We start from the raw sequence: 21,397 nt of genomic DNA on the forward strand, positions 1-21,397 counted from the left end.
GACTCCGCGAGGGTGTGAAAAAAACGCTCACTGCGATAGGCCTGGGCCCGTCCGGGCGGCCCTCTTCAGTCGCTTGACAACTGCGGTATAATAGCTCCCTTTGCGAAAGCCCGGGTGGCGCGAGCAGCGCGCGCCGGCGCGGCGTTTCCGGCTCTCGCCGGACTCCCGCCTGCCCGCCGGGTCACCATGCCATCGCCACGGATACCCCATGAAAAGCGCAGATATCAGACAGGCCTTTCTGAGTTTCTTCGAACAGCACGGCCACACCGTCGTGCCGTCCAGCTCCCTGGTGCCGGGCAACGACCCGACCCTGCTGTTCACCAACGCCGGCATGGTGCCGTTCAAGGACGTCTTCCTCGGCCGCGACCCGCGCCCCTACGTGCGGGCGGCCTCGTCCCAGCGCTGCGTGCGTGCCGGCGGCAAGCACAACGACCTCGACAACGTCGGCTATACCGCCCGCCACCACACCTTCTTCGAGATGCTGGGCAACTTCAGCTTCGGCGACTACTTCAAGCGTGACGCCATCCGCTTCGCCTGGGTCTTCCTCACCGAGGTGCTGGGCCTGCCGAAGGAGAAGCTGTGGGTCACGGTGCATGTCAGCGACGACGAGGCCGAGCGCATCTGGAAGGACGAGATGGGGATCGATCCGGCGCGCTTCTCCAAGCTCGACGAGGACAACTTCTGGCAGATGGGCGACACCGGCCCCTGCGGCCCCAGCTCCGAGATATTCTTCGACCACGGCCCCGAGGTGTGGGGCGGGCCTCCCGGCAGCCCCGAGGAGGACGGCGATCGCTACATCGAGATCTGGAACCTGGTGTTCATGCAGTTCGACCGCGACGCGGCCGGCACCCTGAACCCGCTGCCCAAGCCGTCCATCGACACCGGCATGGGGCTGGAGCGCATCGCCGCGGTGATGCAGGGCGTGCACTCCAACTACGAGATCGATCTCTTCCAGAGCCTGCTCGAGGCCGCGGCCCGCGCCACCGGCCATGACGACACCACCACGCCGTCGCTGCGGGTGATCGCCGACCATATCCGCTCCTGCGCCTTCCTGATCGCCGACGACGTGCTGCCCTCCAACGAGGGGCGCGGCTATGTGCTGCGCCGGATCATCCGCCGCGCCATCCGTCACGGCCACAAGCTGGGCGCCAAGGGCAGCTTCTTCCACAAGCTGGTGGGGGCGCTGGACGCCGAGATGGGCGAGGCCTTCTCGGAGCTGCGTCGGGCGCGCCACCAGATCGAGCGCATCCTGCTCAAGGAGGAGGAGCAGTTCGCCCGCACCCTCGAGCACGGCATGCGCCTGCTCGAGGAGGCGCTGGGCGGTCTCGACGGCGAGGTGCTGCCCGGCGAGACGGTGTTCAAGCTCTACGACACCTATGGCTTCCCCTATGACCTCACCGCCGACGTCTGTCGCGAGCGCGGCGTGACCCTCGACGAGGCAGGCTTCGAGCGCGAGCTCGAGGCCCAGCGGGAGCGGGCGCGCGCCGCCAGCCAGTTCGGCGCCGACTACGCTGCCGCCCTGGAGCTCGAGGGCGAGACCGCCTTTACCGGCTACGACCGCCTGGAGGATCGCGCCAGGGTCACCGCCATCGTCGACAGCGCCGGCAACGAGCTGGCGGCGCTGGAGCCCGAGCAGAAGGCCGTGGTGGTACTCGACCGCACGCCCTTCTACGGCGAGTCGGGCGGCCAGGTGGGCGACACCGGCTACCTGCACCTCGACGACGGCGGCCGCTTCCTGGTCACCGACACCCAGAAGCAGGCCGGCCACCACCTGCACCACGGCGTTTTGCTCGAGGGCGCTCTCGCGGTGGGGGTCGAGGTGCGCCCACAGGTCGACGCCAGGCTGCGAGCGGCCACGGTGCGCAACCACTCGGCCACCCACCTGATGCACCAGGCGCTGCGCCTGGTGCTGGGCGACCATGTCCAGCAAAAGGGCTCGCTGGTGACCCCCGAGCGGTTGCGCTTCGACTTCAGCCATTTCGAGGCGATGACGCCGGAGCAGCTGGACGAGGTGGAGCGCCTGGTCAACGAGCAGATCCTCGCCAATGCCCCGACACGCATCGAGCACATGAGCCTCGACGAGGCCAAGGCCAAGGGCGCCGCGGCACTGTTCGAGGCCAAGTACGCCGACGACGTCCGGGTGCTGACCATCGGCGATGACGACTTCTCCATCGAGTTGTGCGGGGGCACCCACGTGGCGCGCAGCGGCGACATCGGCTGCTTCCATATCGTCAGCGAGACCGGCATCGCCTCCGGTGTGCGTCGTATCGAGGCGATCACCGGCGAAGGGGCACTCGCCTGGTTCCGCGAGCAGGAGGCCCGGTTGAATCGCATCGGCGAGCGGCTCAAGGCCAAGCCGGAGCAGGCGGAGGAGCGGGTCGAGTCGCTGCTCGAGCGCAACCGCACCCTGGAGAAGGAACTCGAGCGGCTCAAGGCCAAGCTCGCCAGCGCCGCCGGCAGCGACATGCTCAGCCAGGCCCGGGAGGTCAACGGGGTCAAGGTGCTGGCCACCCGACTCGAGGGGGTGTCCGGCAAGGAGCTGCGCGGCATGCTCGACCAGCTCAAGACCAAGCTGGGCTCCGGCATCGTGGTGCTGGGCGTGGCCGACGAGAGTGCCGGCAAGGTGAGCCTGATCGCCGGCGTCACCGAGGACCTCACCGGCCGCGTCAAGGCCGGTGAACTGGTCAACCACGTGGCCTCCCAGGTCGGCGGCAAGGGTGGCGGCCGACCCGACATGGCCCAGGCCGGCGGCAACGACGTGGCGGCCCTGCCCGGGGCGCTCGAGAGCGTACCGGGCTGGGTCGAGTCGCGGCTCCAGTAACCGCTTTCCCAGGGCCGGTGGCAGCGATGCCCCGGCCCTGGCCACATTCATTCACCTTTCACTCATCCGGGCGCTACCCGCTCGACCTACGAGGGAAAACGGCATATGGCACTATACGTACAGAAGTTCGGCGGCACTTCGGTGGGCTCCGTGGAGCGCATCAAGGCCGTGGCCGAGAAGGTCAAGGGCTTCCGCGACGACGGCCATCAGGTCGTGGTCGTGGTCTCCGCCATGAGCGGCGAGACCAACCGCCTGATTAGCATGGCCAACGAGATCAACGACGAGCCGACGCCGCGCGAGATGGACATGCTGGTCTCCACCGGTGAGCAGGTCACCATCTCGCTGCTGGCCATGGCCCTGCACAAGCTGGGCGTGCCGGCGACCTCCTACACCGGTTCCCAGGTGGGCATCCAGACCGACAGCGCCCACACCAAGGCGCGCATCCAGCGCATCGAGACCGATGAGCTACGGGCCGACCTGGACGACGGCCAGGTGGTCGTGGTGGCCGGCTTCCAGGGTGTCGACGAGGAGGGCAACATCACCACCCTGGGCCGCGGCGGCTCCGACACCACCGGCGTGGCCCTGGCCGCGGCGCTGGGTGCCGACGAGTGCCAGATCTACACCGATGTCGACGGCGTCTACACCACAGACCCGCGGGTCTGCTCCAAGGCCCAGCGTCTCGAGACCATCACCGTCGAGGAGATGCTCGAGCTGGCGAGCCTGGGCTCCAAGGTATTGCAGATCCGCGCCGTCGAATTCGCCGGCAAGTACAATGTCGCGCTGCGCGTGCTGTCCAGCTTCGAGGATGGCCCCGGCACCCTGATCATTGCAGACTCCGACAAAGACGAGGATTCCATGGAAGAACCGCTGATCTCCGGCATCGCCTTCACCGCCAACGAAGCCAAGCTGACCCTGCTCAACACCCCCGACGTGCCGGGCGTGGCCTGGCGCATCCTGGGCCCGATCGCCGATGCCAACATCGAAGTCGACATGATCGTGCAGAACGTGGCGCCGGCCGGCGACTACACGGACTTCACCTTCACCGTGGCCAAGGGCGACTACAAGCAGACCCTGAAGATCCTCAAGGAGCAGGTACTGCCCGAACTGGGCGAAGGCGAAGTGAAGGGCGACGACAACATCGCCAAGGTCTCGCTGGTGGGTGTGGGCATGCGCTCCCACGCCGGTGTGGCCTCGAAGATGTTCCGGGTGCTGGCCGAGGAGAACATCAACATCCGCATGGTCTCGACCTCGGAGATCAAGATCTCGGTGGTGGTCGACGAGAAGCACATGGAGCTGGCGGTCAAGGCCCTGCACAAGGCCTTCGGCCTGGACAAGAGCGACATCGAGAGCGAATAAGGGCGTCGCGTGCGGCCGACACCTTCTACGCTTGTAGGGAAGTCCATGACACCCCTGTAACGGCGAACGGGCTGCTCGGGGGTGTCATGGAGTCGGCGCCATTGGTCAGGGACGACGCGATGCCACATAATGAGGCGGTGCCGCCCTGTCGGCGAACATCCCGTTGCCCGCAAGTCCGAGAACAAGTCTGAGAAGGAGATCAGCCATGCTCATCCTGACCCGCCGAGTCGGCGAAACCCTGATGATCGGAGACGACATCACCGTCACCGTGCTGGGCGTCAAGGGAAACCAGGTCCGAATCGGCGTCAACGCCCCCAAGGATGTCGCTGTGCATCGCGAGGAGATCTACCAGCGCATCCAGCGCGAGAAGGCCGATGCAGAGGGTGGTGATCAGGAAGGCTGAGGCGTGCCGGGATGATCGCCGCCGTCAGTCTGAAAAAACCACGAAGGTCGCTGGACAATGGCCTTCAGAAACGGTAACATACGCGCCGTGTCGATGAGGGAGAGGTGGCCGAGTGGCTGAAGGCGCTCCCCTGCTAAGGGAGTATGGGGTTTATAGCCCCATCGAGGGTTCGAATCCCTCCCTCTCCGCCAAGTTCCCGAGGGTGGCTTCATCAGCAAACCCCCATCCGGAGCGGTTCGGCACAGTGTGAAGATAGAGCGCCCGTAGCTCAGCTGGATAGAGTACCTGACTACGAATCAGGTGGTCGGAGGTTCGAATCCTCCCGGGCGCGCCATCTTCGAGTGAATGTTGCCGGTGGCATCTCCGCCACGTGTCGCATTCCCCACAGTGATTCCATCATTGTATCCAGCGCCCGTAGCTCAGCTGGATAGAGTACCTGACTACGAATCAGGTGGTCGGAGGTTCGAATCCTCCCGGGCGCGCCAGATCTCGACCCGTCCTCGCCCACGAGGGCGGGTCTTCTGCTTTCCGGAACCGCACCGTTCTGCTGGCTGAATCGGCGTCGCCGCTCGTGCGTCGGTTCCGCGATCGTTTGAGGCGCCGTCGCGATGCGACGAGCGCCTCTTTTTTTGTTTATTGGTTTTATTTACCGACGACAAGCCGTCTGCGGCGTTCCGTCGGCTCGGTGCTGTGCGTGCCGGGCGGGGGAGTGCTGGTGCCGGGTTCCGCTGCCTGCAGCCCTGCCGCCAGGGCATCCAGGTCGGTGAGTCGCTTGAGCGCCTGGAAGCGTCGGGCCGCTTCGGCGTCGCGGGCGCGCATATGGTTCAGCCACTGCTTCACCAGGGAGGTGACAATCCGGTCGGGAAGTATGTTACGCTGCATTGCAGCATACTCGGCCAGAAGCTGGCCTCGCTGCGACCAGCGAGTCGCCGGCAGCCGCTCGCCGGTGGCCTGCCAGTGGCGGATGCGCGGGGCGAGCCAGGGGTCGGCCAGGGCCCCGCGACCCAGCATGACATCGCGGCAGCCCGAGAGGGTGCGGGCCTTCCAGTAGTCCTCGAGGGTCCAGATGTCGCCGTTGGCCACCACCGGGATGCGTAGCCGCCGGCGAATGCGGCCGATCCACTCCCAGTGGGCAGGCGGCCGATAGCCTTCGTCGCGGGTGCGGCCATGGACCACCAACTGGCGTGCGCCGCCATCCTCGGCGGCCAGGGCGCACTCGAGCGCCCGGCGTCGGTCGGAGAAGCCCAGGCGGATCTTGGCGGTGACCGGGATCGCATCGCCCACCGCGGCGTGCACGGCGGCCACGGCGGCCTGTACCCGGCGAGGGTCGCGCAACAGCGAGGCGCCGCCGTCATGGCGATTGACCAGCTTGGCCGGGCAGCCGAAATTGAGGTCCAGGCTCACGGCGCCCAGTGCGAGTGCCTGGCGGGCATTGGCGGCCAGGGCCTCCGGGTCGGCGCCCAGCAGTTGCAGGTGCACCGCCGCGCCACTGGGCGTGGCGACACGGGGGGCCGCGAGCTCGGGGCAGTGCTTGAGGAAGACGCGAGGTGGCAAGCGGGCGTCCACCACGCGCACGAACTCGGTGACCGCCCAGTCGAAGCCGCCGCGTCGTGTCAGCAGATCGCGGGTCACGGCATCGATCACGCCCTCCATGGGCGCTAGGCCGATGCGGCCGTTATGTAGTAAATTAACAACACTGATTTCCACCATATCGCCATTGCAATCTGCCGGGGATGTGGCAGGTTATATGATCGAAAAAATTACGCAAGCCGGCCTGATCGCGTGAGATCGGCGCCGGCTGGAGACAAGATCTAGGAGAACGCCGCATGCAGGACATCGAGCTACTACAGGAAGGGCTGGCCCTGATGGGCGTCGGTATGGGCTTTGTTTTTGTTTTTCTTACCGTGTTGGTGATCGTCACCACCCTGATGTCCAAGACGATCGGCCGCTTCTTCCCCGAGCCGGCGGTCCCTGCCTCCGCCACCGACCGCCGCGCGCCGACGCCCCGCCAGGACGATGACCTGATGGCGGTCATCAGTGCCGCGGTGCATCGCTATCGGCGTCGCCATCGTCGCTGAGCGCTCCTTGCCGGTTTCATCCTCCATCCCATAACGACAAGGTCACTCCCATGACTGACAATGCTGCTCGCCCGCTGGGCATCACCGATGTCGTACTGCGTGATGCCCACCAGTCGCTGTTCGCCACGCGGATGCGCCTGGACGACATGCTGCCCATCGCCGAGAAGCTCGACCGCGTCGGCTTCTGGTCCCTGGAGTCCTGGGGCGGCGCCACCTTCGACGCCTGTATCCGCTACCTCGGCGAGGATCCATGGGAGCGGATACGGGCGTTGAAGGAGGTCATGCCCCACACCCCCCAGCAGATGCTGCTGCGCGGCCAGAACCTGCTCGGCTATCGCCACTACGCCGACGACGTGGTCGACCGCTTCGTCGAGCGCGCCCGGACCAACGGCGTCGACGTCTTTCGGGTCTTCGACGCCATGAACGACCCGCGCAACCTCGAACGCGCCATCCGGGCGGTGCGCAAGGTCGAGGGCCACGCCCAGGGCACGCTCTCCTACACGGTGAGCCCGGTGCACACCCTGGACGGTTGGGTCGAGCTCGGCAAGAGCATCGCCGCCATGGGCGCCGATTCCCTGGCCATCAAGGACATGGCCGGCCTGCTCAAGCCCTACGACGCCTTTGAACTGGTCACCAAGCTCAAGGCCGCGCTGGATATCCCCATCCATATGCAGTGCCATGCCACCACCGGCATGTCCACCGCCACCGCGATCAAGGCCGCCGAGGCCGGCATCGACAACGTCGATACCGCCATCTCCTCGATGTCCATGACCTACGGCCACAGCCCCACCGAGTCGGTGGTGGCCATCCTCCAGGGTACCGCGCGCGACACCGGCCTGGACCTCGAGCTGCTCGAGGAGATCGCCGCCTACTTCCGCGAGGTGCGCAAGAAGTACGCCGCCTTCGAGGGGTCGCTGAAGGGCATCGACTCGCGGATCCTGATCGCCCAGGTGCCGGGCGGCATGCTCACCAACATGGAAGGCCAGCTCAAGGAGCAGGGCGCCGGTGACAAGCTCGACGACGTGCTCAAGGAGATCCCGCGGGTGCGCGAGGACCTGGGCTTCATCCCGCTGGTCACCCCGACCTCGCAGATCGTCGGCACCCAGGCGGTGATGAACGTGATGATGGGGGAGCGCTACAAGTCGATCTCCAAGGAGGTCCAGGCGCTGCTCAAGGGTGAGTACGGCGCCGCCCCGGCCCCATTCAACAAGGAGCTGCAGGCCCGCGTGCTGGAGGGGGGCGAGCCGATCACCTGTCGCCCGGCCGACAACCTCGCGCCGGAGATGGACAGGCTGACCGCCGAGCTCAAGGAGAAGGCCAGGGCCGAGGGCATTCGCCTGGCCGAGGGCGAGCGCGAGATCGACGATGTCCTGACCTATGCGCTCTTCCCGCAGATCGGCCTGAAGTTCCTCAAGCACCGCGATAACCCCGACGCCTTCGAGCCGGCGCCCCAGGCCCCCGACAACCCCGGCTCGGCCGCGACGCTGCCGGTCGCCTCACGGCAGGGCGGCGCCCCCGCCCAGGCCCCGGCCGTGTCCAGTGGCCCCGAGACCTATACCGTCAAGGTCAACGGCAAGGCCTACGTGGTCGAGGTCGCCGAGGGCGGCGAGATCGGCCAGGTCAGCGAGGCGAGCGAGGCCGCCGAGGCGGCGCCGGCGCCCAGCGGCGAGGCGATCCCCGCGCCGCTGGCCGGCAACATCTTCAAGGTCAACGTGCGGCCGGGCGACAGCGTCAAGGCCGGCGACGTGGTGATCATCCTCGAGGCGATGAAGATGGAAACCGAGGTACGCGCCTCGACCGCCGGCACGGTATCGGCCATCCGGGTCAACGAGGGCGACAGCGTCGCCGTCGGCGACACCCTGATCGAGCTCTGAGGGTGATCCCATGGAAAAGCTACTGACGCTATGGGAAGGCTCGGGTCTCTACAACCTGACCCCGGGCCAGGCGGTGATGGTCGTGGTGGGCCTGCTGCTGCTGTGGCTGGCCATCGCCAAGAAGTTCGAGCCGTTGCTGCTGGTGCCGATCGGCTTCGGCGGGATACTGGCCAACATCCCCGAGGCGGGGCTGGCGCTGTCCGCCGCCGAGCAGGCGGCGCACCTGGCCCGCCCCGAGGTGCTGGAACAGATGGCCGCAGCGCTGCAGGTCGGCCTCGAACCGGCAAGCGGTGTCGAGGGGTGGCGGCATGAGGTCGCCGAGGTACTGCATGGCGATACCTCCCCGGCGCTGATCCGCGCGGCCAACGACCTCGCCATGGACGCGGGCTTTGCCCACGGCGTGCTCTACCAGTTCTACAACGTGGCGATCGCCTCGGGTATCGCTCCGCTGGTGATCTTCATGGGCGTGGGCGCGATGACCGACTTCGGCCCGCTGCTGGCCAACCCGCGGACGCTGTTCCTGGGGGCGGCGGCGCAGTTCGGCATCTTCGCCACCCTGCTCGGCGCGGTGGGCATGTCGGCGATGGGCTGGATGGACTTCTCGCTCCAGCAGGCCGCCGCCATCGGCATCATCGGCGGCGCCGACGGCCCCACCTCGATCTATGTGTCGAGCATCCTGGCGCCGGAACTGCTGGGCGCGATCGCCGTGGCCTCCTACTCCTACATGGCGCTGGTGCCGCTGATCCAGCCGCCGATCATGAAGGCGCTGACCACGAAGCAGGAGCGCGAGATCGCCATGACCCAGTTGCGGCCGGTCTCCAAGCTGGAGAAGGTCGTCTTCCCGCTCAGCTTGCTGATCCTGGTGGTGCTGTTCCTGCCCGACGCCGCGCCGCTGCTGGGGATGTTCTGCTTCGGCAACCTGATGCGCGAGTGCGGCGTGGTCGAACGCTTGAGCGATACGGCACAGAATGCGCTGATCAATATCGTGACCATCTTCCTGGGGCTGTCGGTGGGCTCCAAGCTGATGGCCGATCGTTTCCTGGCCTTCGAGACCCTGGGCATCCTGGGGCTGGGCATGGTGGCCTTCGCCATCGGCACCGCCTGCGGCGTCCTGATGGCCAAGCTGATGAACACGATGAGCAGGATGCCGATCAACCCGCTGATCGGCTCGGCGGGGGTCTCGGCGGTGCCGATGGCGGCGCGGGTCTCCAACAAGGTGGGGCTGGAGTCCAACCCGCACAACTTCCTGCTGATGCATGCCATGGGCCCCAACGTGGCCGGCGTCATCGGCTCGGCGGTGGCCGCCGGGGTGATGATCAAGTACCTGGGCTGACGTCTGCCGTCATGACGGCACCCATAAATGCACGAAGCCCATCGGCCAGCGCCGATGGGCTTCGTGCATCATGGGAGACAAGAGGGGAGGAGAATCAGGAAGTCGTGGTGACGGCGTCCGGTTGCACCGATCGAGCCGTTTTCCCGGCGCTCTCCTGGGCCAGCTCCAGGTCCTCCTCGACCCACAGCTGACAGGCCAGCCGGTAGCCCTGCTCGAGGCGTGGCCCCAGCATCTTCTTCTCCTTCCAGTTGGGCACGGGCAACGCCTCGCCGCCCTTGACCACCTTGCACATGCATTTGGCGCACTTGCCCATCCCGCAGCCATAGCTCAGGTGGGGGTAGGGAAACTGGCGAATGCCAGCGCGCACTACCAGGTTGGTGTTGGGCTGGACTTCGCCTTCGAAGACCTCGCCGTTCTTGTGGATCTTGATCAGGGGCATAGCAGTCACCTTGGCTCTTCGTCGTCGGGTCGGGCCGGTCGTTCCAGCCGCGAGGGTTCGGCGTGCCATTCAGTATTTGGCGTATGGTATACCATGTGTCAGGGGCGAAAGCTCGTCAATCCTTTTTTCCTTCGCCTCCTCCTCTTGATCACGAGCCCCCGGCGCCGGAGACGCCGGGGGCTCGGGGTGGGCACCGGCAGACTACATCAGCAGGATGGCGAGGATCGATGCCGCGACGATACCGGAGATCACCGGCACGAAGTTGCGCCGGACCAGCTCGGCCGGACTGACCCCGGCAATCCCGGCATCGGCCGCCACGCCGAAGGCCCAGGCGGCCAGGGTGCCGCCGCCGGCGAAGATCGCTGACACTTGGCCCAGCGCGGCCAGCACGTTGACGTTGACACCGGCGCCCGTACCCAGCGCGCCTGACAACGAGCCCACCAGCGGCAGGCCGGAGAAGCCGGAGCCGTCCATGCCCGTGAGCAGGCCGATGAAGGCCATGCCGAACGCCAGCAGGATGGTGTTGCCATCTATGAAGTGGCCGATGTTATGGCCGATGTCGAACAGATAGCCGGTAGCGCCGTTGCCGATCACACCGGCGGCATGGTCCGGGTGGCCCAGCAGGAAGAAGCCGGCGATCGGGAGGATGGGCGCGAAGATCTTGATGGCGAAGAAGAAGCCGTCGCGGATAGAGCTGCTGATGCCGTCAAGGGCGTGATGGCCGTGCGAGGCGAAGGACGAGAGCACCAGCAGCACGGTGGCGGTGCCGCCCAGCAGTGCAGTGGCGTCGCCGCCGCGGATCGCCTGGTCGGGCAGGAAGAGGGCGCGATAGATCATCAGCGCCGCGATGCCCAGCAGGATCACCGGCACGGCCACGGCGAACAGGCGCGCATAGCGGCCGGTCTCGGGCGCCTCGGCGACGGTGGTCGGCTGGACGGCGGCCGCGTTGACCGACTTGGGCGACTCGGGGGTGAACACCGCATCGGACGCCGGTGCCTTCAGCGCACCCGAGCGCATGTCGCGGCGCAGGTTGCGGAAGGCGATGGTGACGGCCACGGCACCCACCGTGAGCGAGAACAGCAGGGTATAGGGGACCAGGGTAGTGGTGTCGACACCGGCGGCACCGGCGGTGAGGCGGCTGGCGCCCTGGATCACCGGGTCGGCGGACAGGGCCATGCCGTGACCGAACAGGTTGACCGCCATGGCGGCGCCGATCGCTGGCAGGCCGACCTGCATGGCCACCGGGATCAGCACCGTGCCGACCAGGGCCACGGCCGGTGTCGGCCAGAAGAAGGCTGCCGCGATATACATGGTGATGCCGAGGGCGAAGAAGGCGGTCCAGGGGCCGATCATCAGCCGCTTCATGGGCGCCACCATGAGCCGGTCTGCGCCAAGTTGCTGCAGGGACTTCAGCATGGCCACCATCAGGGCGATGACCAGCATGATGTCGAACAGCTCATTCCCGGCATTGAGCAGGGCCTGGAAGACCACCTGGGTGGCAAAGATCGATTGATTGAGCACGCCCTCATGGGGCGCCTCGGCCAGCAGGCCGAGCATGAAGATGCCGGCGAGGGAGGGGATGATGACCCCCTTGCGGAAGCCGATCGAGACGAAGATCGCCAGGATGACCAGCAGGAAGATCCAGTGCGATGCCGTGAGGGGTACCTGTTCCAGTTGTTCCATTTTGCACCTTGTTGTGTTGTCAGGCTTGGCCATGTGGCACCGACTCGCTGTCGGTTGCCCATCGATTGGTTGTAATTGTCGGATTACTGCATTGTCGCGGTAGCGTTATGCCAATTGCACATGAAAAGCGGTGCGAACGGTGGTGCAAGGCTAGGGTGGGGCTCGTTTCATGGCTTTCTCCTGTTGCTGCTGTGTTGCTATTCGCCAGTTCTAGCGTGGTACTAGCCCAGCATGAAACCGCCGTAGGCCAGCGCACCGGCGACCACGAAAGCGGGATGAAGCTTGAAGCGCAGCAGGGCAACGGCTGCCACGCTGCCGATCAGCAGGGTGTGCATGGGTCCGGCTCCGGCCAGGCCCTCGTTGAAGAAGCTCACCACCAGCCAGGCCATCATCATGGCGATGACGGGGCGAACCCATTGACTCATGCGCTTGACGCGAGGCGACTCCCGGTGGCGATAGATCAGGCCCAGCGCCCCCAGCATCAGCAGCAGGGAGGGCACGACGGTGGCGAACACGGCCACCAGCGCTCCGCCCATCCCGGCCACCTCGTATCCCACATGACCGGCCATCTTGGTGGCGATCGGGCTCGGCAATGCATTGCCGAGCCCGAGGGTCTCGGCGAACTCCTGGGCGCTCATCCAGCCGTAGTTGCCCACGACTTCCGCCTCGATGAGGGGGATGATGGCAGGACCACCGCCATAGCCGATGATGTTGGGAATGAAGAAGGCCAGGAACAGCTGCAGGTAGATCATTGGGTTGCCTCCTTGGTCTTGCCGGCTTCCCGGGTCGGCTGCAGCAGGGCGGTGACCAGCAGGGCCCCGATGATCCAGCCCGGGTGGACGCCCACCCAGTGGATCAGTCCGCCGGAGGTGGCAGCCATGAGCAGGCTGACGGTCCAGCCGAGCGCCAGGCGAGACTTGTTCAGGAAGTCCCAGGCGAGCTGGGCCATCATCACCATCACCACTGGGACCACGGCCTGCCCCATGCCGTGGATCCAGCCGACATCGCGATAGTGGCTGAACAGCCCCAGCAGCAGGATCATGGCCACGATCATCGGCAGGATCACGGCCAGCACGGCATTGATGCAGCCGAGGAGGCCGCCGACGCGATAGCCGATGTAGCCGGGCATCTTGGTGGCAATGGGGCCCGGCAGGGTGTTGGCGATGGCGAGGATGTCGGCGAACTCCTCGTCCTTGAGCCAGCCATGCCGCTTGACCGCCTCCTGGTGTACCAGGGGAATCATGGAGGGGCCGCCACCGAACCCCAGCAGGCCGATGCGCAGGAAGGAGCAAAAGATCTTGCGCTGTTCCGGTGTGCTCATGAGGCAGTGATTCCTTGAGAGGGGCGGGTGGCGATGCAATAGAAAACAGCAACTTGCCTGGAGTGCCCAATGTGTTTTTATGGAAAAAATCGATTATGTGGGCTAGAGTAGGACACGCAAACCGAGAGCGTCAAGGTTTCGGTATACCAAATTCCAAAAAAGATAGGGAGCCACGCCATGGCGAAAAGCATCAAGGAGGCAGCGACAGGGGCGAGCCGCCTGTTCGAGGTCTTGCGTCAGGATCTGCTCAATGGGCGGTTCGGTGCGGGTGAACGCCTGTCGATCACGGCGCTGAGGGAGACGTACCAAGTGGGGCTGAGCCCACTGCGCGAGGCGCTCAATCGCCTGGCGGCCTACGGGCTGCTGCATCAGGAGAATCAGCGCGGCTTCCGGGTCCTGAAGTTGACCCGTCATGAACTGGACGACATCACCGAGATGCGCCGGCAGATGGAGGGGATGGCCATCGAGCGTGCGATCGAGCGCGGTGACGCCGAGTGGGAGTCCCAGCTGCTGGCCGCCAACCATCGCCTGACCCGGGCCGGCGACGACACTCCGGTGGGGGAGTGGGAGCAGCTCCATACGCGGTTCCACAATGCCCTGGTTGCGCCCTGCGGTTCGATCTGGCTGCTGCGCTTCATTGCACAGCTGCATGACCAGTTCGACCGCTACCGTCGGGTGGCGCCGCGGGCGCCTGAGCTGCGTCAGCGCCTCGATGCCCAGCATGACGCCCTGGTGCAGCTCGCCATCGAACGCGATGCGCGGCGCGCGCGCGCCCTGATCGAGGAGCACATCACCCTCTCCAGCCAGGTGGCGCGCCGCAGCTGCCATGCCTGACCCTTGGCCTGGCGAGTGTCGACGCCTGTTGGCGACCCGGGGCTTTACAGCGGTGCCCCCCTTCGGCTAGTTTCTTATTGGTATACCGTAAACCATTTGCGGTGTGATTCCTGACGACAACACGGTAACGACAACTACAGAAGGGGGGGAGAGGGTCGCGCGGCGGCGCTCGCATCGCCCTGGAGGAGAGCGGGATGGACAGCTATGTGCTGACAGAGATGACCTGGCCGGAGGTCGAGGACGCCCTGAAGACGGTCAAGATGGCCATCATTCCGGTAGGGGCCCATGAACAGCACGGGCCACACATGAACGAGAGCTGCGATGCCGTGCTCGCCACGTCGATGGCCCAGCGCCTGGCCAAGGTCCTCCATCCGCAGGTGATGGTCACGCCGACGGTCAACATGGGTATCTCACCCCACCACCTCAACTTTCCGGGCACCATCAGCCTGCGGCCGGAAACGCTGCTGGCGCTGCTGCGGGACATGGTCACATCGCTGCAGCGGCACGGCATCGACAGGGTGCTGTTCCTCAATGGGCATGGTGGCAACCAGGCCACGCTGGGGATGGCCTGCGCCACCTTTGCCCAGGAGCTGGGGGTCGAGTGCTATTACGCCAAGACCACCGCGGCCGCCAAGAGTGCCATGAAGGAGCACATCCACTCGACCCTCTATGGTCACAGCTGCGAGCGCGAGGTGTCGGAGGCCTATTACCTGGCGCCCCACCTGGTTCGCCCTGAGCGGCTGGAGAAGGGCGACATCGTGGCGGGTGGGCGCTGGGAAGGGCTTCGGCCGGGCAACCCCATCCAGGGCTTCTACCGCTACGAGGAGATGACCCGCAACGGCTGTATCGGCGATGCCACCCAGGCCAGCTACGAGATCGGCAAGGCGATCGTCGAGGAGGCCCTGGAGGGGTTGGCGGCGGCGGTTCGGGAACTGATCGCCGAGCCGAGGGCGGCGGCCCAGCCGCGTGAGCGAGCCCTGACGTCCTGAGAAGACCCGGGGGGCCGAAGCCCCACCCGGCATGGCGCAAGAGACACGACAAGAACTCACTCGAGAAGCGAACATGTATATCATCCTGACCAGCAAGTCCGACGAGTACGCTGCCCAGCCGGAGGGCGGCATGGTGCCCGTGGAATCCTACGAATACTTCTTCTACGACAAGAAGAAGGCCGATTTCACCATTGCCGAGGTCATCGCCGACGGGGGACGCGTCAGCATCGTGGAGGCCGGCGAGGGGGGCGCCGTCAACAGCGTGCCGCTCAAGTTCTTCGAACGATTCGAGACCCTCGAGGAGGCGCGGGCGGAACTCAAGCAACTGGTGACCTTCGGTCACATCGAGACCCGGCTCGAACGCACGCCTCTGCGCTGATTGGCAACTTTCTCGCCTGCCTTGTCGGCAATCGCAGTTGCTCAAAGCGAGAGGCGCCGGGGGCAGGCCGAAGAGGAGGTCCTTCGCCAGGGGTGAGGAGGATTCCTCCGAACGGGCTGGCCATGGATGGCCAGCACCGGCCCTGCAAGCGGAGCAGGACGCGAGAGCGCAGCAGGGCGAAGGTAGCGCCAGCGCCCAGGGATGGGGTCACCGCGCCTCCTCGCAGGTCTGTCGCCGGAACAGCCTCGAGCGATAAGGCTATCGGCAATAGCCCCGTCCCGCTCTGGGTCTTCGTGTACCAGATTCCGCCGATATGGTACGCTGCCATCTTTCTCCCTTTGGCCAATGACACCGATGGTAGCCCGAATGGCAGAGCCCTGGACCCAGCAAGATCTCTCCCCCATCCGCGACAAGGTATACACCTACCTCAAGGACGCCATCTTGCGCGGTGAATACAAGGCGGGGGATCGCCTGGTGGAGAGGGTGCTGGCCGATAAGCTCAACATCAGTCGCACCCCGATTCGCGAGGCGCTGTTTCGGCTGGAGACGCAGCGCTTCGTGCGCACCGTGCCGCGCAAGGGGGTGGTGGTCAACGAGATCACCCAGGCGGAGATCCTCGAGGTCTTCATGATCCTCGCCTCGCTGGAGTCGCTGGCCGCGCGACTGGCAGCCCAGAAGGTCAACGACGAGATTATCGTCGAGATCGACCAGCTGGTGGACGAGATGGACGATGCGCTGGCGGACGGTGACGGCGACGAGGACGCCGTGGAGCTGAACGTCAAGTACAACGACCTGATCGGCCGGGCCGCCGGCAATCCCAAGTTGCACGAGATGCTGACCGACCTCAAGGATTACGTTCGCGCCTTCTCCAACCTCAGCAGCGGCCTGCCGGGGCGCACCAAGGAGGCGCTGCGCGAGCACCTGGACATCCTGGGGGCCATCCGCAGCGGGGAGGGGGATCTGGCCGAGAGCTTCACGCGCATCCACCTGGAGAAGTCCCGGAAGGCCTATGTAAGTCGCTCCCGGGTCTGATCCTGAGGCCTCCCCAGAAACATTTCAGCATTATCAATGTGTTGGGCATGGGTGGGTGGCAGGCTGCCAGCGCTGCCGGTCCCTATGGGGTCAGACCCCGGCGGCGTTGAATCCGCTCGTAAGACGCACCATGACGGGCTTCGCGACTTGGCTGGGGGCTGACCCCATAGGGGCGGCCTCGGCGCCTTTTTCGGCGAACGTGCCGCCATCGCCGGGATAGTCGTGGGATTCGTCAGGGTCTGATCCACCAGAGAACGCAACGACACCGGGCGCCGCCATCCAGCGGCGCCCGGTGTCATTGTGGGTCAGGGGCCGACGGCTAGCCGATCACCAGGGGCGAGGAGAGGTTCTTCAGCGCACTCGCTACGCTCATGGCGACGATATAACCGGTCTTGGGATTGTCGGGCGAGGGGGTATTCCGCACCTCGATACGCACTTCGCCGAACAGCCCCCGGGCCGAGACTTCGTGCACGTTCTTCTCGATGGTGGGGTCCACCAGCACGCGTACCGCGGTGGCCTCGAAGCCGAGGCCTGCCAGGCTCAAGGCCGCCGACACATTGACACTCTCGGGAAAGACTCGTGAAGATTCCCGCGCGTTGCCCTCGAAAATCAGCGTGGGCTGGGTGATCGTGTCGAGGTCCACGACCTCTTCTGCAAAGGTGCCCCGCCAGGCTTTCACGGGCTTGCGGGTGGTCAGGGTGACGCGCTCCAGGGGGCCCTGGGCGGCGGCGGCGATGCGGTCCAGGCCGGCGATGGCCGCCGAAGGCACGATCAGGCGTCGGCCCTGGCGGCGGGCGGCCTCGGTCACGCCGTCGAGCAGTGCCGGGTCGCAGAAGGCGCCGACCGAGACGACCATGAAGTCGCTACCCTGTTCCAGGGCTCGCCTGGCATAACGCTTGACCGCCTCGTGCCCCGCCGTCTCGACGACCACGTCGGGCCGGCAGGCGAAGAAGTCCGCCTCGCTGTCGGTGATTCGACACCCCTCGAGGGGCGTGTCGGCATACTTGCCAGCATCACGGACCAGCACGCTGACCAGACGGCAGTCGCCGGCCTGCCCGGAGAGAATGGCCTCGGCGACGTCCCTGCCGGCCGTGCCGTAGCCGATGAGTCCAACCGTAATCATATGACCTCGTCATGGTAGTGGGCCAGCCGCATGGCGGCCGGCCCGGGGGGATCCGGCCCGCCGGGCGGGTCGATGCGTGAGCGTCAGGCCTCGGCCCTGGGGCGCAGCTGTCGGGCCCCGGTGCCGCCCTTCGGGACCTCTTCCCAGGCGACCTTGACGCTGCCGGTCAGGAAGGTCTGGCAGGCCAGGCGGTAGCCCTGGTCGATCTCGTCGGCGCTCAGCAGCTTCTCCTCCTTCTTCTTGACGGCATCGGTGTTCTCGATGCCCTCCTCGATGCGGCACTTGCAGGTGCCGCAGAGCCCACCGCCGCACTTGAAGGGGATGCCGCCCTTCTCCCGCAGCGAGATGCGCAGCAGGTTGGAGTCCGCGGGGGCGCTGATGACCTTGTGGTCATTGGTGATGAAGGTGATATCCAGCATGGCTTACCTCGTCGTATCCGCTGCAGCGTCAAGGAAACACTGCATAGATGCCTGCGCGATCGAATCGCTGCGTTGCGCGGTGCTCGAAATCCTCACCTAGTACCGCCTAGGCTCCGGTTTCTGCGCTGCGTGCGCCTTGCGCTTCATCTCGCTCGGCTGAGTTATTCAGCGTTTCCTCAAACCACGCTGTCATCGAGCTCGTGGGTGAAATTGAAGCTGTCGGAGAAGATGCGCTCCACGCTCAGCCCGCGCTGGGAGAAACCACTCTTGGCCGCGGCGATCATCGGCGGCGGGCCGCACAGATAGGCATCGAAGGCACTCAGGTCTTGGTGATCCTGGCACACCGCCTCGTGTACGAAGCCGCGGCGGCCGCCCCACTGGTCGTCGCCCTCCGAGAGCACCGGGACGTAGCGGAAGTTCGGCAGGGTGCGGGTCCATTGGTGCAGCAGGTCATCGAGATAGAGATCCTCGGCGCGGCGCACCCCCCAGTAGAGGGCGATGTTCGGGGTATCGGGACTGTCCAGGAGCGATTCGATGATGCTCTTGATCGGTGCCAGGCCGGTACCGCCGGCCACCATCAGCAGGTCCCGAGGGCTGTCGGCATCGTGGCGGAAGGTGCCCAGGGGCAGTTCCACGTCCAGGGCGTCGCCGGGCTTGTAGTGCGTCTCCAGTCGCCCGGTGAAGTAGCCGCCGGGGACGCGGCGGATATGGAAGTCGAACAGCTCGCCGTTGGGCGGGGAGGCCATGGAGAAGCTGCGTGGGCTGCCGTCATCGAGCATGACGTTGAGGTACTGGCCGGGATGAAAGTCCACCTCGCTCGCCGTGGGAATGCGCAGCACCAGGTGGGTCACGTCGTGGCTCAACTTCTCCAGCCGCTCGATGGTGGCGACGTGGAAGTCGGCGGGGATGTGCCCTGCCGGCAGCAGGGTGGCGCTGATGGTCAGGTCGCACTGGGCGTGCGCCTGGCAGGCCAGGGCGTAGCCTTCCGCCGCCTCCTCCTCGCTCAGCCCGAAGGGGAACTCCTCGTAGTCGACCTGGCCCTCGAGCAGCTTGACGCGGCAGGCGCCGCAGCCACCGAAGCGACAGTCGTGGGCGAGCGGGAAGCCCGCCCGCTCGGCAGCATCGAGGAGGGGTTCGCCCGCTTCGGCCTCGAAGGTGTCGGCGGTCTCGTTGAGGGTGATGCGGTAGCTCATGACAGCCTCCTGGGCCCCCGTCATGGGGCATGGCTTGTTCTTGTCGTCAGGGGTCGGCAAGGGGGCGGCGGCCACTTGCCGACGGGGGGGCTTATTTCTTGATGTCGGCCTGGACGATCACCTCGTGACCGGCCTCACCCAGGTGATCCTGCAGGGCCTGCAGGGCCGCTAGGCCCGCCTGGGTGTCCTGCTCGCCGTTGCCGCCGCTGAGGCCCACGCCGCCGATGACCTCGCCGTCGACCACGATCGGGAAGCCGCCAACGAAGACGGCGAACTTGCCCTCGAAGCTCCACTGGATGCCGAAGGCCTCGTTGCCGGGCAGGGCGGGGCCCTTGGGGGCGGTGTTGAACAGATGGGTCGAGCGCTTGTGGCCGGCCGCGGTGAAGGCCTTGTTCCAGGCGATCTGGGGGCCGGTGACGCGGGCGCCGTTCATGCGCTCCAGCGCCAGCGGGTAGCCGCCGTCATCGACCACGCAGATGGTCTCCAGCACGCCGATCTCCTCGGAGCGCTGCTTGGCGGCCTCCACCATCAGCTTGGCCTCTTCCAGTTCCAGTCGAAATACCTGTTTCATGTGTCACCTGTCGTCAGAGTCTGTTGTTGATCTGGTGTAGTGAGTGTTCAGCGACCGATGTAGACGGTCTTGGTCTGGGTAAAGAAGTCGAGGCCTGCGCGACCCGACTCGCGGAAGGTCGAGGTGCTCGACTGCTTCAGCCCGCCGAAGGGGGCGTTGACCAGGTTGCCGGTGGTGGTGCGGTTGACCTTGACCGTGCCCGCCTCGACGTCGAGCGGGAAGCGCTGGATGTAGCGAATGTCGTTGGTCACCAGGCCTGCCGAGAGGCCATAGGGGGAGTCGTTGGCCTTGGCGATGGCGTCCTCGTAGCCGTCGACCTCGATCACCGCGACGACCGGGCCGAAGATCTCCTCCTGGGCGATGCGCATCTCCTGGGTCACGTCGCTGAAGATGGCCGGCGAGACGTAGAAGCCCTTGTCGTACTCGCCGCCGGTGAGGTGCTCGCCGCCGTGGACATGGGTCGCCTCGCGCTTGCCCAGCTCGATGTAGCCGAGCACGCTGTCGAGCTGCTGGCGGGTGGCCAGCGGGCCGATCTGGGTGCCTTTCTCCAGGCCGTTGCCGATCTGCAGTTCCTTGACCCGAGCGACGAGGCGCTCCAGGTACTCGGCCTTGATCGAGCGGGCGATCAACACGCGGCTGGTTCCCGTGCAGGCCTGGCCCGTCAGCGAGAAGCCACCCTTGATGGTCAGGTCGACGGCGGTATCGATATCGGCATCGTCCAGCACGATCAGGGGGTTCTTGCCGCCGAGTTCCATCTGGGTGCGTGTCGCCATCGAGGCGCTGCGGTGGATCTTCTCGCCGGCGGCGGTGGAGCCGGTGAAGGAGATCGCACGCACCGCGGGGGCGCCGGTGATCGCCTCGCCGATGGCGGAGGCGCCGCCGGTAATAAAGTTGAAGACGCCTTCGGGAACGCCGGCGTGGTGCAGCGCTTCCGCCAGGCGATAGGCGATCAGCGGCGCATCCGACGAAGGCTTGAACACCACGGTGTTGCCGGTGATCAGGGCCGGGGCGATCTTTCTCGCCGGAATCGAGATCGGGAAGTTCCAGGGCGTGATGATGGTGGCCACGCCCAGCGGCTCGCGCTGGGTATACACCATCATCTTGGCGTCGTCCTGGGGGAAGGTCTCGCCGGTAATGGTCTGCCCCTCGACGGCGTAGAAGCGCAGGGTCTGGGCCGAGCGAGCGATCTCGTCACGGCTGTTGGCGAGCAGCTTGCCCTCTTCGCGGGTCAGCTCCTCGGCGAACTGCTCGATATGCTCGACCAGATAATCGGCCGCCTGGTTGAGGATCTTCGCCCGCTTCGAGAGGGGGGTGTCCCGCCATGCGGGGAACGCCCTCTCGGCCGCGGCGATGGCCTGCTGGGCATCTTCCGCGGAAGAGGCCTGGAAATGACCGAGCAGGTCGTCCTGGTCTGCCGGGTTGCGGTTCTCGAAGGTGGCCTCCGAGCCGCATGACAGCCACTTGCCGTCGATGTAATTGTGAAACTGAGTGACGTTGTCCAAGAAGCTCACCTCTGATCGTTGGCGCTGTCTGTCCTGTGGCGGATCCC

The 21,397-nt window shown here is 66.1% G+C and carries 20 protein-coding genes and 3 tRNA genes; 13 read left to right on the forward strand and 10 right to left on the reverse strand.

Annotated features, from left to right (window positions below):
• The first annotated feature begins 208 nt into the window (after positions 1-208).
• The 6 genes from alaS to MKP05_RS02555 all read left to right on the forward strand — a co-directional run bounded on the left by alaS (position 209) and on the right by MKP05_RS02555 (position 5,065).
• Positions 209-2,821 (forward strand): alanine--tRNA ligase, encoded by a 2,613-nt coding sequence (gene alaS, locus MKP05_RS02530; protein WP_240566875.1) that lies wholly within the window; start codon positions 209-211, stop codon positions 2,819-2,821.
• Between the two features lie 105 nt (positions 2,822-2,926).
• Positions 2,927-4,177, forward strand: a complete 1,251-nt coding sequence (locus MKP05_RS02535) for an aspartate kinase (protein ID WP_240566876.1) — start codon at positions 2,927-2,929, stop codon at positions 4,175-4,177.
• Between the two features lie 205 nt (positions 4,178-4,382).
• Positions 4,383-4,580, forward strand: coding sequence for a carbon storage regulator CsrA (gene csrA, locus MKP05_RS02540; protein ID WP_110283015.1), 198 nt, complete (start codon positions 4,383-4,385; stop codon positions 4,578-4,580).
• Positions 4,581-4,678: 98 nt separating this feature from the next.
• A tRNA-Ser gene (locus tag MKP05_RS02545) sits at positions 4,679-4,771 on the forward strand.
• 66 nt (positions 4,772-4,837) lie between these two features.
• A tRNA-Arg gene (locus MKP05_RS02550) sits at positions 4,838-4,914 on the forward strand.
• A 74-nt stretch (positions 4,915-4,988) separates the two neighbouring features.
• Positions 4,989-5,065 (forward strand) — tRNA-Arg (locus MKP05_RS02555).
• 157 nt (positions 5,066-5,222) lie between these two features.
• Here the strand turns inward: MKP05_RS02555 and MKP05_RS02560 are convergent.
• Complete coding sequence (locus MKP05_RS02560) at positions 5,223-6,233, reverse strand: tRNA dihydrouridine synthase (RefSeq protein WP_240566877.1); 1,011 nt, start codon at positions 6,231-6,233, stop codon at positions 5,223-5,225.
• Between the two features lie 173 nt (positions 6,234-6,406).
• Between MKP05_RS02560 and MKP05_RS02565 the strand changes: the two genes are divergently transcribed.
• From MKP05_RS02565 to MKP05_RS02575, 3 genes are read left to right on the forward strand one after another with little or no spacing between them, the layout of a single operon-like run.
• Positions 6,407-6,658, forward strand: coding sequence for an OadG family protein (locus MKP05_RS02565; protein ID WP_110283017.1), 252 nt, complete (start codon positions 6,407-6,409; stop codon positions 6,656-6,658).
• A 50-nt stretch (positions 6,659-6,708) separates the two neighbouring features.
• Positions 6,709-8,532, forward strand: coding sequence for a sodium-extruding oxaloacetate decarboxylase subunit alpha (gene oadA / locus MKP05_RS02570; protein ID WP_240566878.1), 1,824 nt, complete (start codon positions 6,709-6,711; stop codon positions 8,530-8,532).
• A 10-nt stretch (positions 8,533-8,542) separates the two neighbouring features.
• Positions 8,543-9,865, forward strand: a complete 1,323-nt coding sequence (locus MKP05_RS02575; RefSeq protein WP_240566879.1) for a sodium ion-translocating decarboxylase subunit beta — start codon at positions 8,543-8,545, stop codon at positions 9,863-9,865.
• Positions 9,866-9,959: 94 nt separating this feature from the next.
• Here MKP05_RS02575 and MKP05_RS02580 read toward each other — a convergent pair whose 3' ends face one another.
• The 4 genes from MKP05_RS02580 to MKP05_RS02595 all read right to left on the reverse strand — a co-directional run bounded on the left by MKP05_RS02580 (position 9,960) and on the right by MKP05_RS02595 (position 13,308).
• Positions 9,960-10,304 (reverse strand): 2Fe-2S iron-sulfur cluster-binding protein, encoded by a 345-nt coding sequence (locus MKP05_RS02580; RefSeq protein ID WP_240566880.1) that lies wholly within the window; start codon positions 10,302-10,304, stop codon positions 9,960-9,962.
• 201 nt (positions 10,305-10,505) lie between these two features.
• Positions 10,506-11,987 carry a hypothetical protein gene (locus MKP05_RS02585; RefSeq protein WP_240566881.1) on the reverse strand — a complete coding sequence of 494 codons (1,482 nt, stop codon included), beginning with the start codon at positions 11,985-11,987 and terminating at the stop codon, positions 10,506-10,508.
• A gap of 221 nt (positions 11,988-12,208) precedes the next feature.
• Positions 12,209-12,739: a chromate transporter gene (locus MKP05_RS02590; protein ID WP_240566882.1), complete on the reverse strand. Its 531-nt coding sequence runs from the start codon at positions 12,737-12,739 to the stop codon at positions 12,209-12,211.
• Positions 12,736-13,308 carry a chromate transporter gene (locus MKP05_RS02595; protein ID WP_240566883.1) on the reverse strand — a complete coding sequence of 191 codons (573 nt, stop codon included), beginning with the start codon at positions 13,306-13,308 and terminating at the stop codon, positions 12,736-12,738. Before MKP05_RS02595 ends, MKP05_RS02590 begins: the two co-directional genes overlap by 4 nt.
• A gap of 177 nt (positions 13,309-13,485) precedes the next feature.
• On the opposite strand from MKP05_RS02595, the gene MKP05_RS02600 reads away from it, so the two are divergent.
• The 4 genes from MKP05_RS02600 to MKP05_RS02615 all read left to right on the forward strand — a co-directional run bounded on the left by MKP05_RS02600 (position 13,486) and on the right by MKP05_RS02615 (position 16,542).
• Complete coding sequence (locus tag MKP05_RS02600; RefSeq protein WP_240566884.1) at positions 13,486-14,142, forward strand: GntR family transcriptional regulator; 657 nt, start codon at positions 13,486-13,488, stop codon at positions 14,140-14,142.
• 194 nt (positions 14,143-14,336) lie between these two features.
• On the forward strand, positions 14,337-15,131 hold the full coding sequence (locus tag MKP05_RS02605) for a creatininase family protein (protein WP_240566885.1): 795 nt from the start codon (positions 14,337-14,339) through the stop codon (positions 15,129-15,131).
• 73 nt (positions 15,132-15,204) lie between these two features.
• Positions 15,205-15,510: a ferredoxin gene (locus tag MKP05_RS02610; protein WP_240566886.1), complete on the forward strand. Its 306-nt coding sequence runs from the start codon at positions 15,205-15,207 to the stop codon at positions 15,508-15,510.
• 366 nt (positions 15,511-15,876) lie between these two features.
• Positions 15,877-16,542, forward strand: coding sequence for a GntR family transcriptional regulator (locus MKP05_RS02615; protein WP_240566887.1), 666 nt, complete (start codon positions 15,877-15,879; stop codon positions 16,540-16,542).
• Between the two features lie 319 nt (positions 16,543-16,861).
• Here the strand turns inward: MKP05_RS02615 and nadX are convergent, their stop codons facing one another.
• From nadX to MKP05_RS02640, 5 genes are all read right to left on the reverse strand, one after another.
• The gene (nadX, locus tag MKP05_RS02620; protein WP_240566888.1) at positions 16,862-17,665 is read right to left on the reverse strand and encodes an aspartate dehydrogenase; all 804 of its coding nucleotides are present in this window, start codon (positions 17,663-17,665) and stop codon (positions 16,862-16,864) included.
• Positions 17,666-17,748: 83 nt separating this feature from the next.
• On the reverse strand, positions 17,749-18,084 hold the full coding sequence (locus tag MKP05_RS02625; RefSeq protein WP_240566889.1) for a 2Fe-2S iron-sulfur cluster-binding protein: 336 nt from the start codon (positions 18,082-18,084) through the stop codon (positions 17,749-17,751).
• Positions 18,085-18,260: 176 nt separating this feature from the next.
• A complete protein-coding gene (locus MKP05_RS02630) occupies positions 18,261-19,277 on the reverse strand; it encodes a 2Fe-2S iron-sulfur cluster-binding protein (protein ID WP_240566890.1) in 1,017 nt (338 codons plus the stop codon).
• Positions 19,278-19,368: 91 nt separating this feature from the next.
• Positions 19,369-19,848 carry a GlcG/HbpS family heme-binding protein gene (locus tag MKP05_RS02635; RefSeq protein ID WP_240566891.1) on the reverse strand — a complete coding sequence of 160 codons (480 nt, stop codon included), beginning with the start codon at positions 19,846-19,848 and terminating at the stop codon, positions 19,369-19,371.
• Positions 19,849-19,895: 47 nt separating this feature from the next.
• Positions 19,896-21,350 (reverse strand): aldehyde dehydrogenase family protein, encoded by a 1,455-nt coding sequence (locus MKP05_RS02640; RefSeq protein WP_240566892.1) that lies wholly within the window; start codon positions 21,348-21,350, stop codon positions 19,896-19,898.
• Positions 21,351-21,397 lie beyond the last annotated feature (47 nt).

Source organism: Halomonas flagellata (assembly GCF_022487945.1).
In the GTDB taxonomy this organism is placed as follows: Bacteria; Pseudomonadota; Gammaproteobacteria; order Pseudomonadales; family Halomonadaceae; genus Halomonas; species Halomonas flagellata.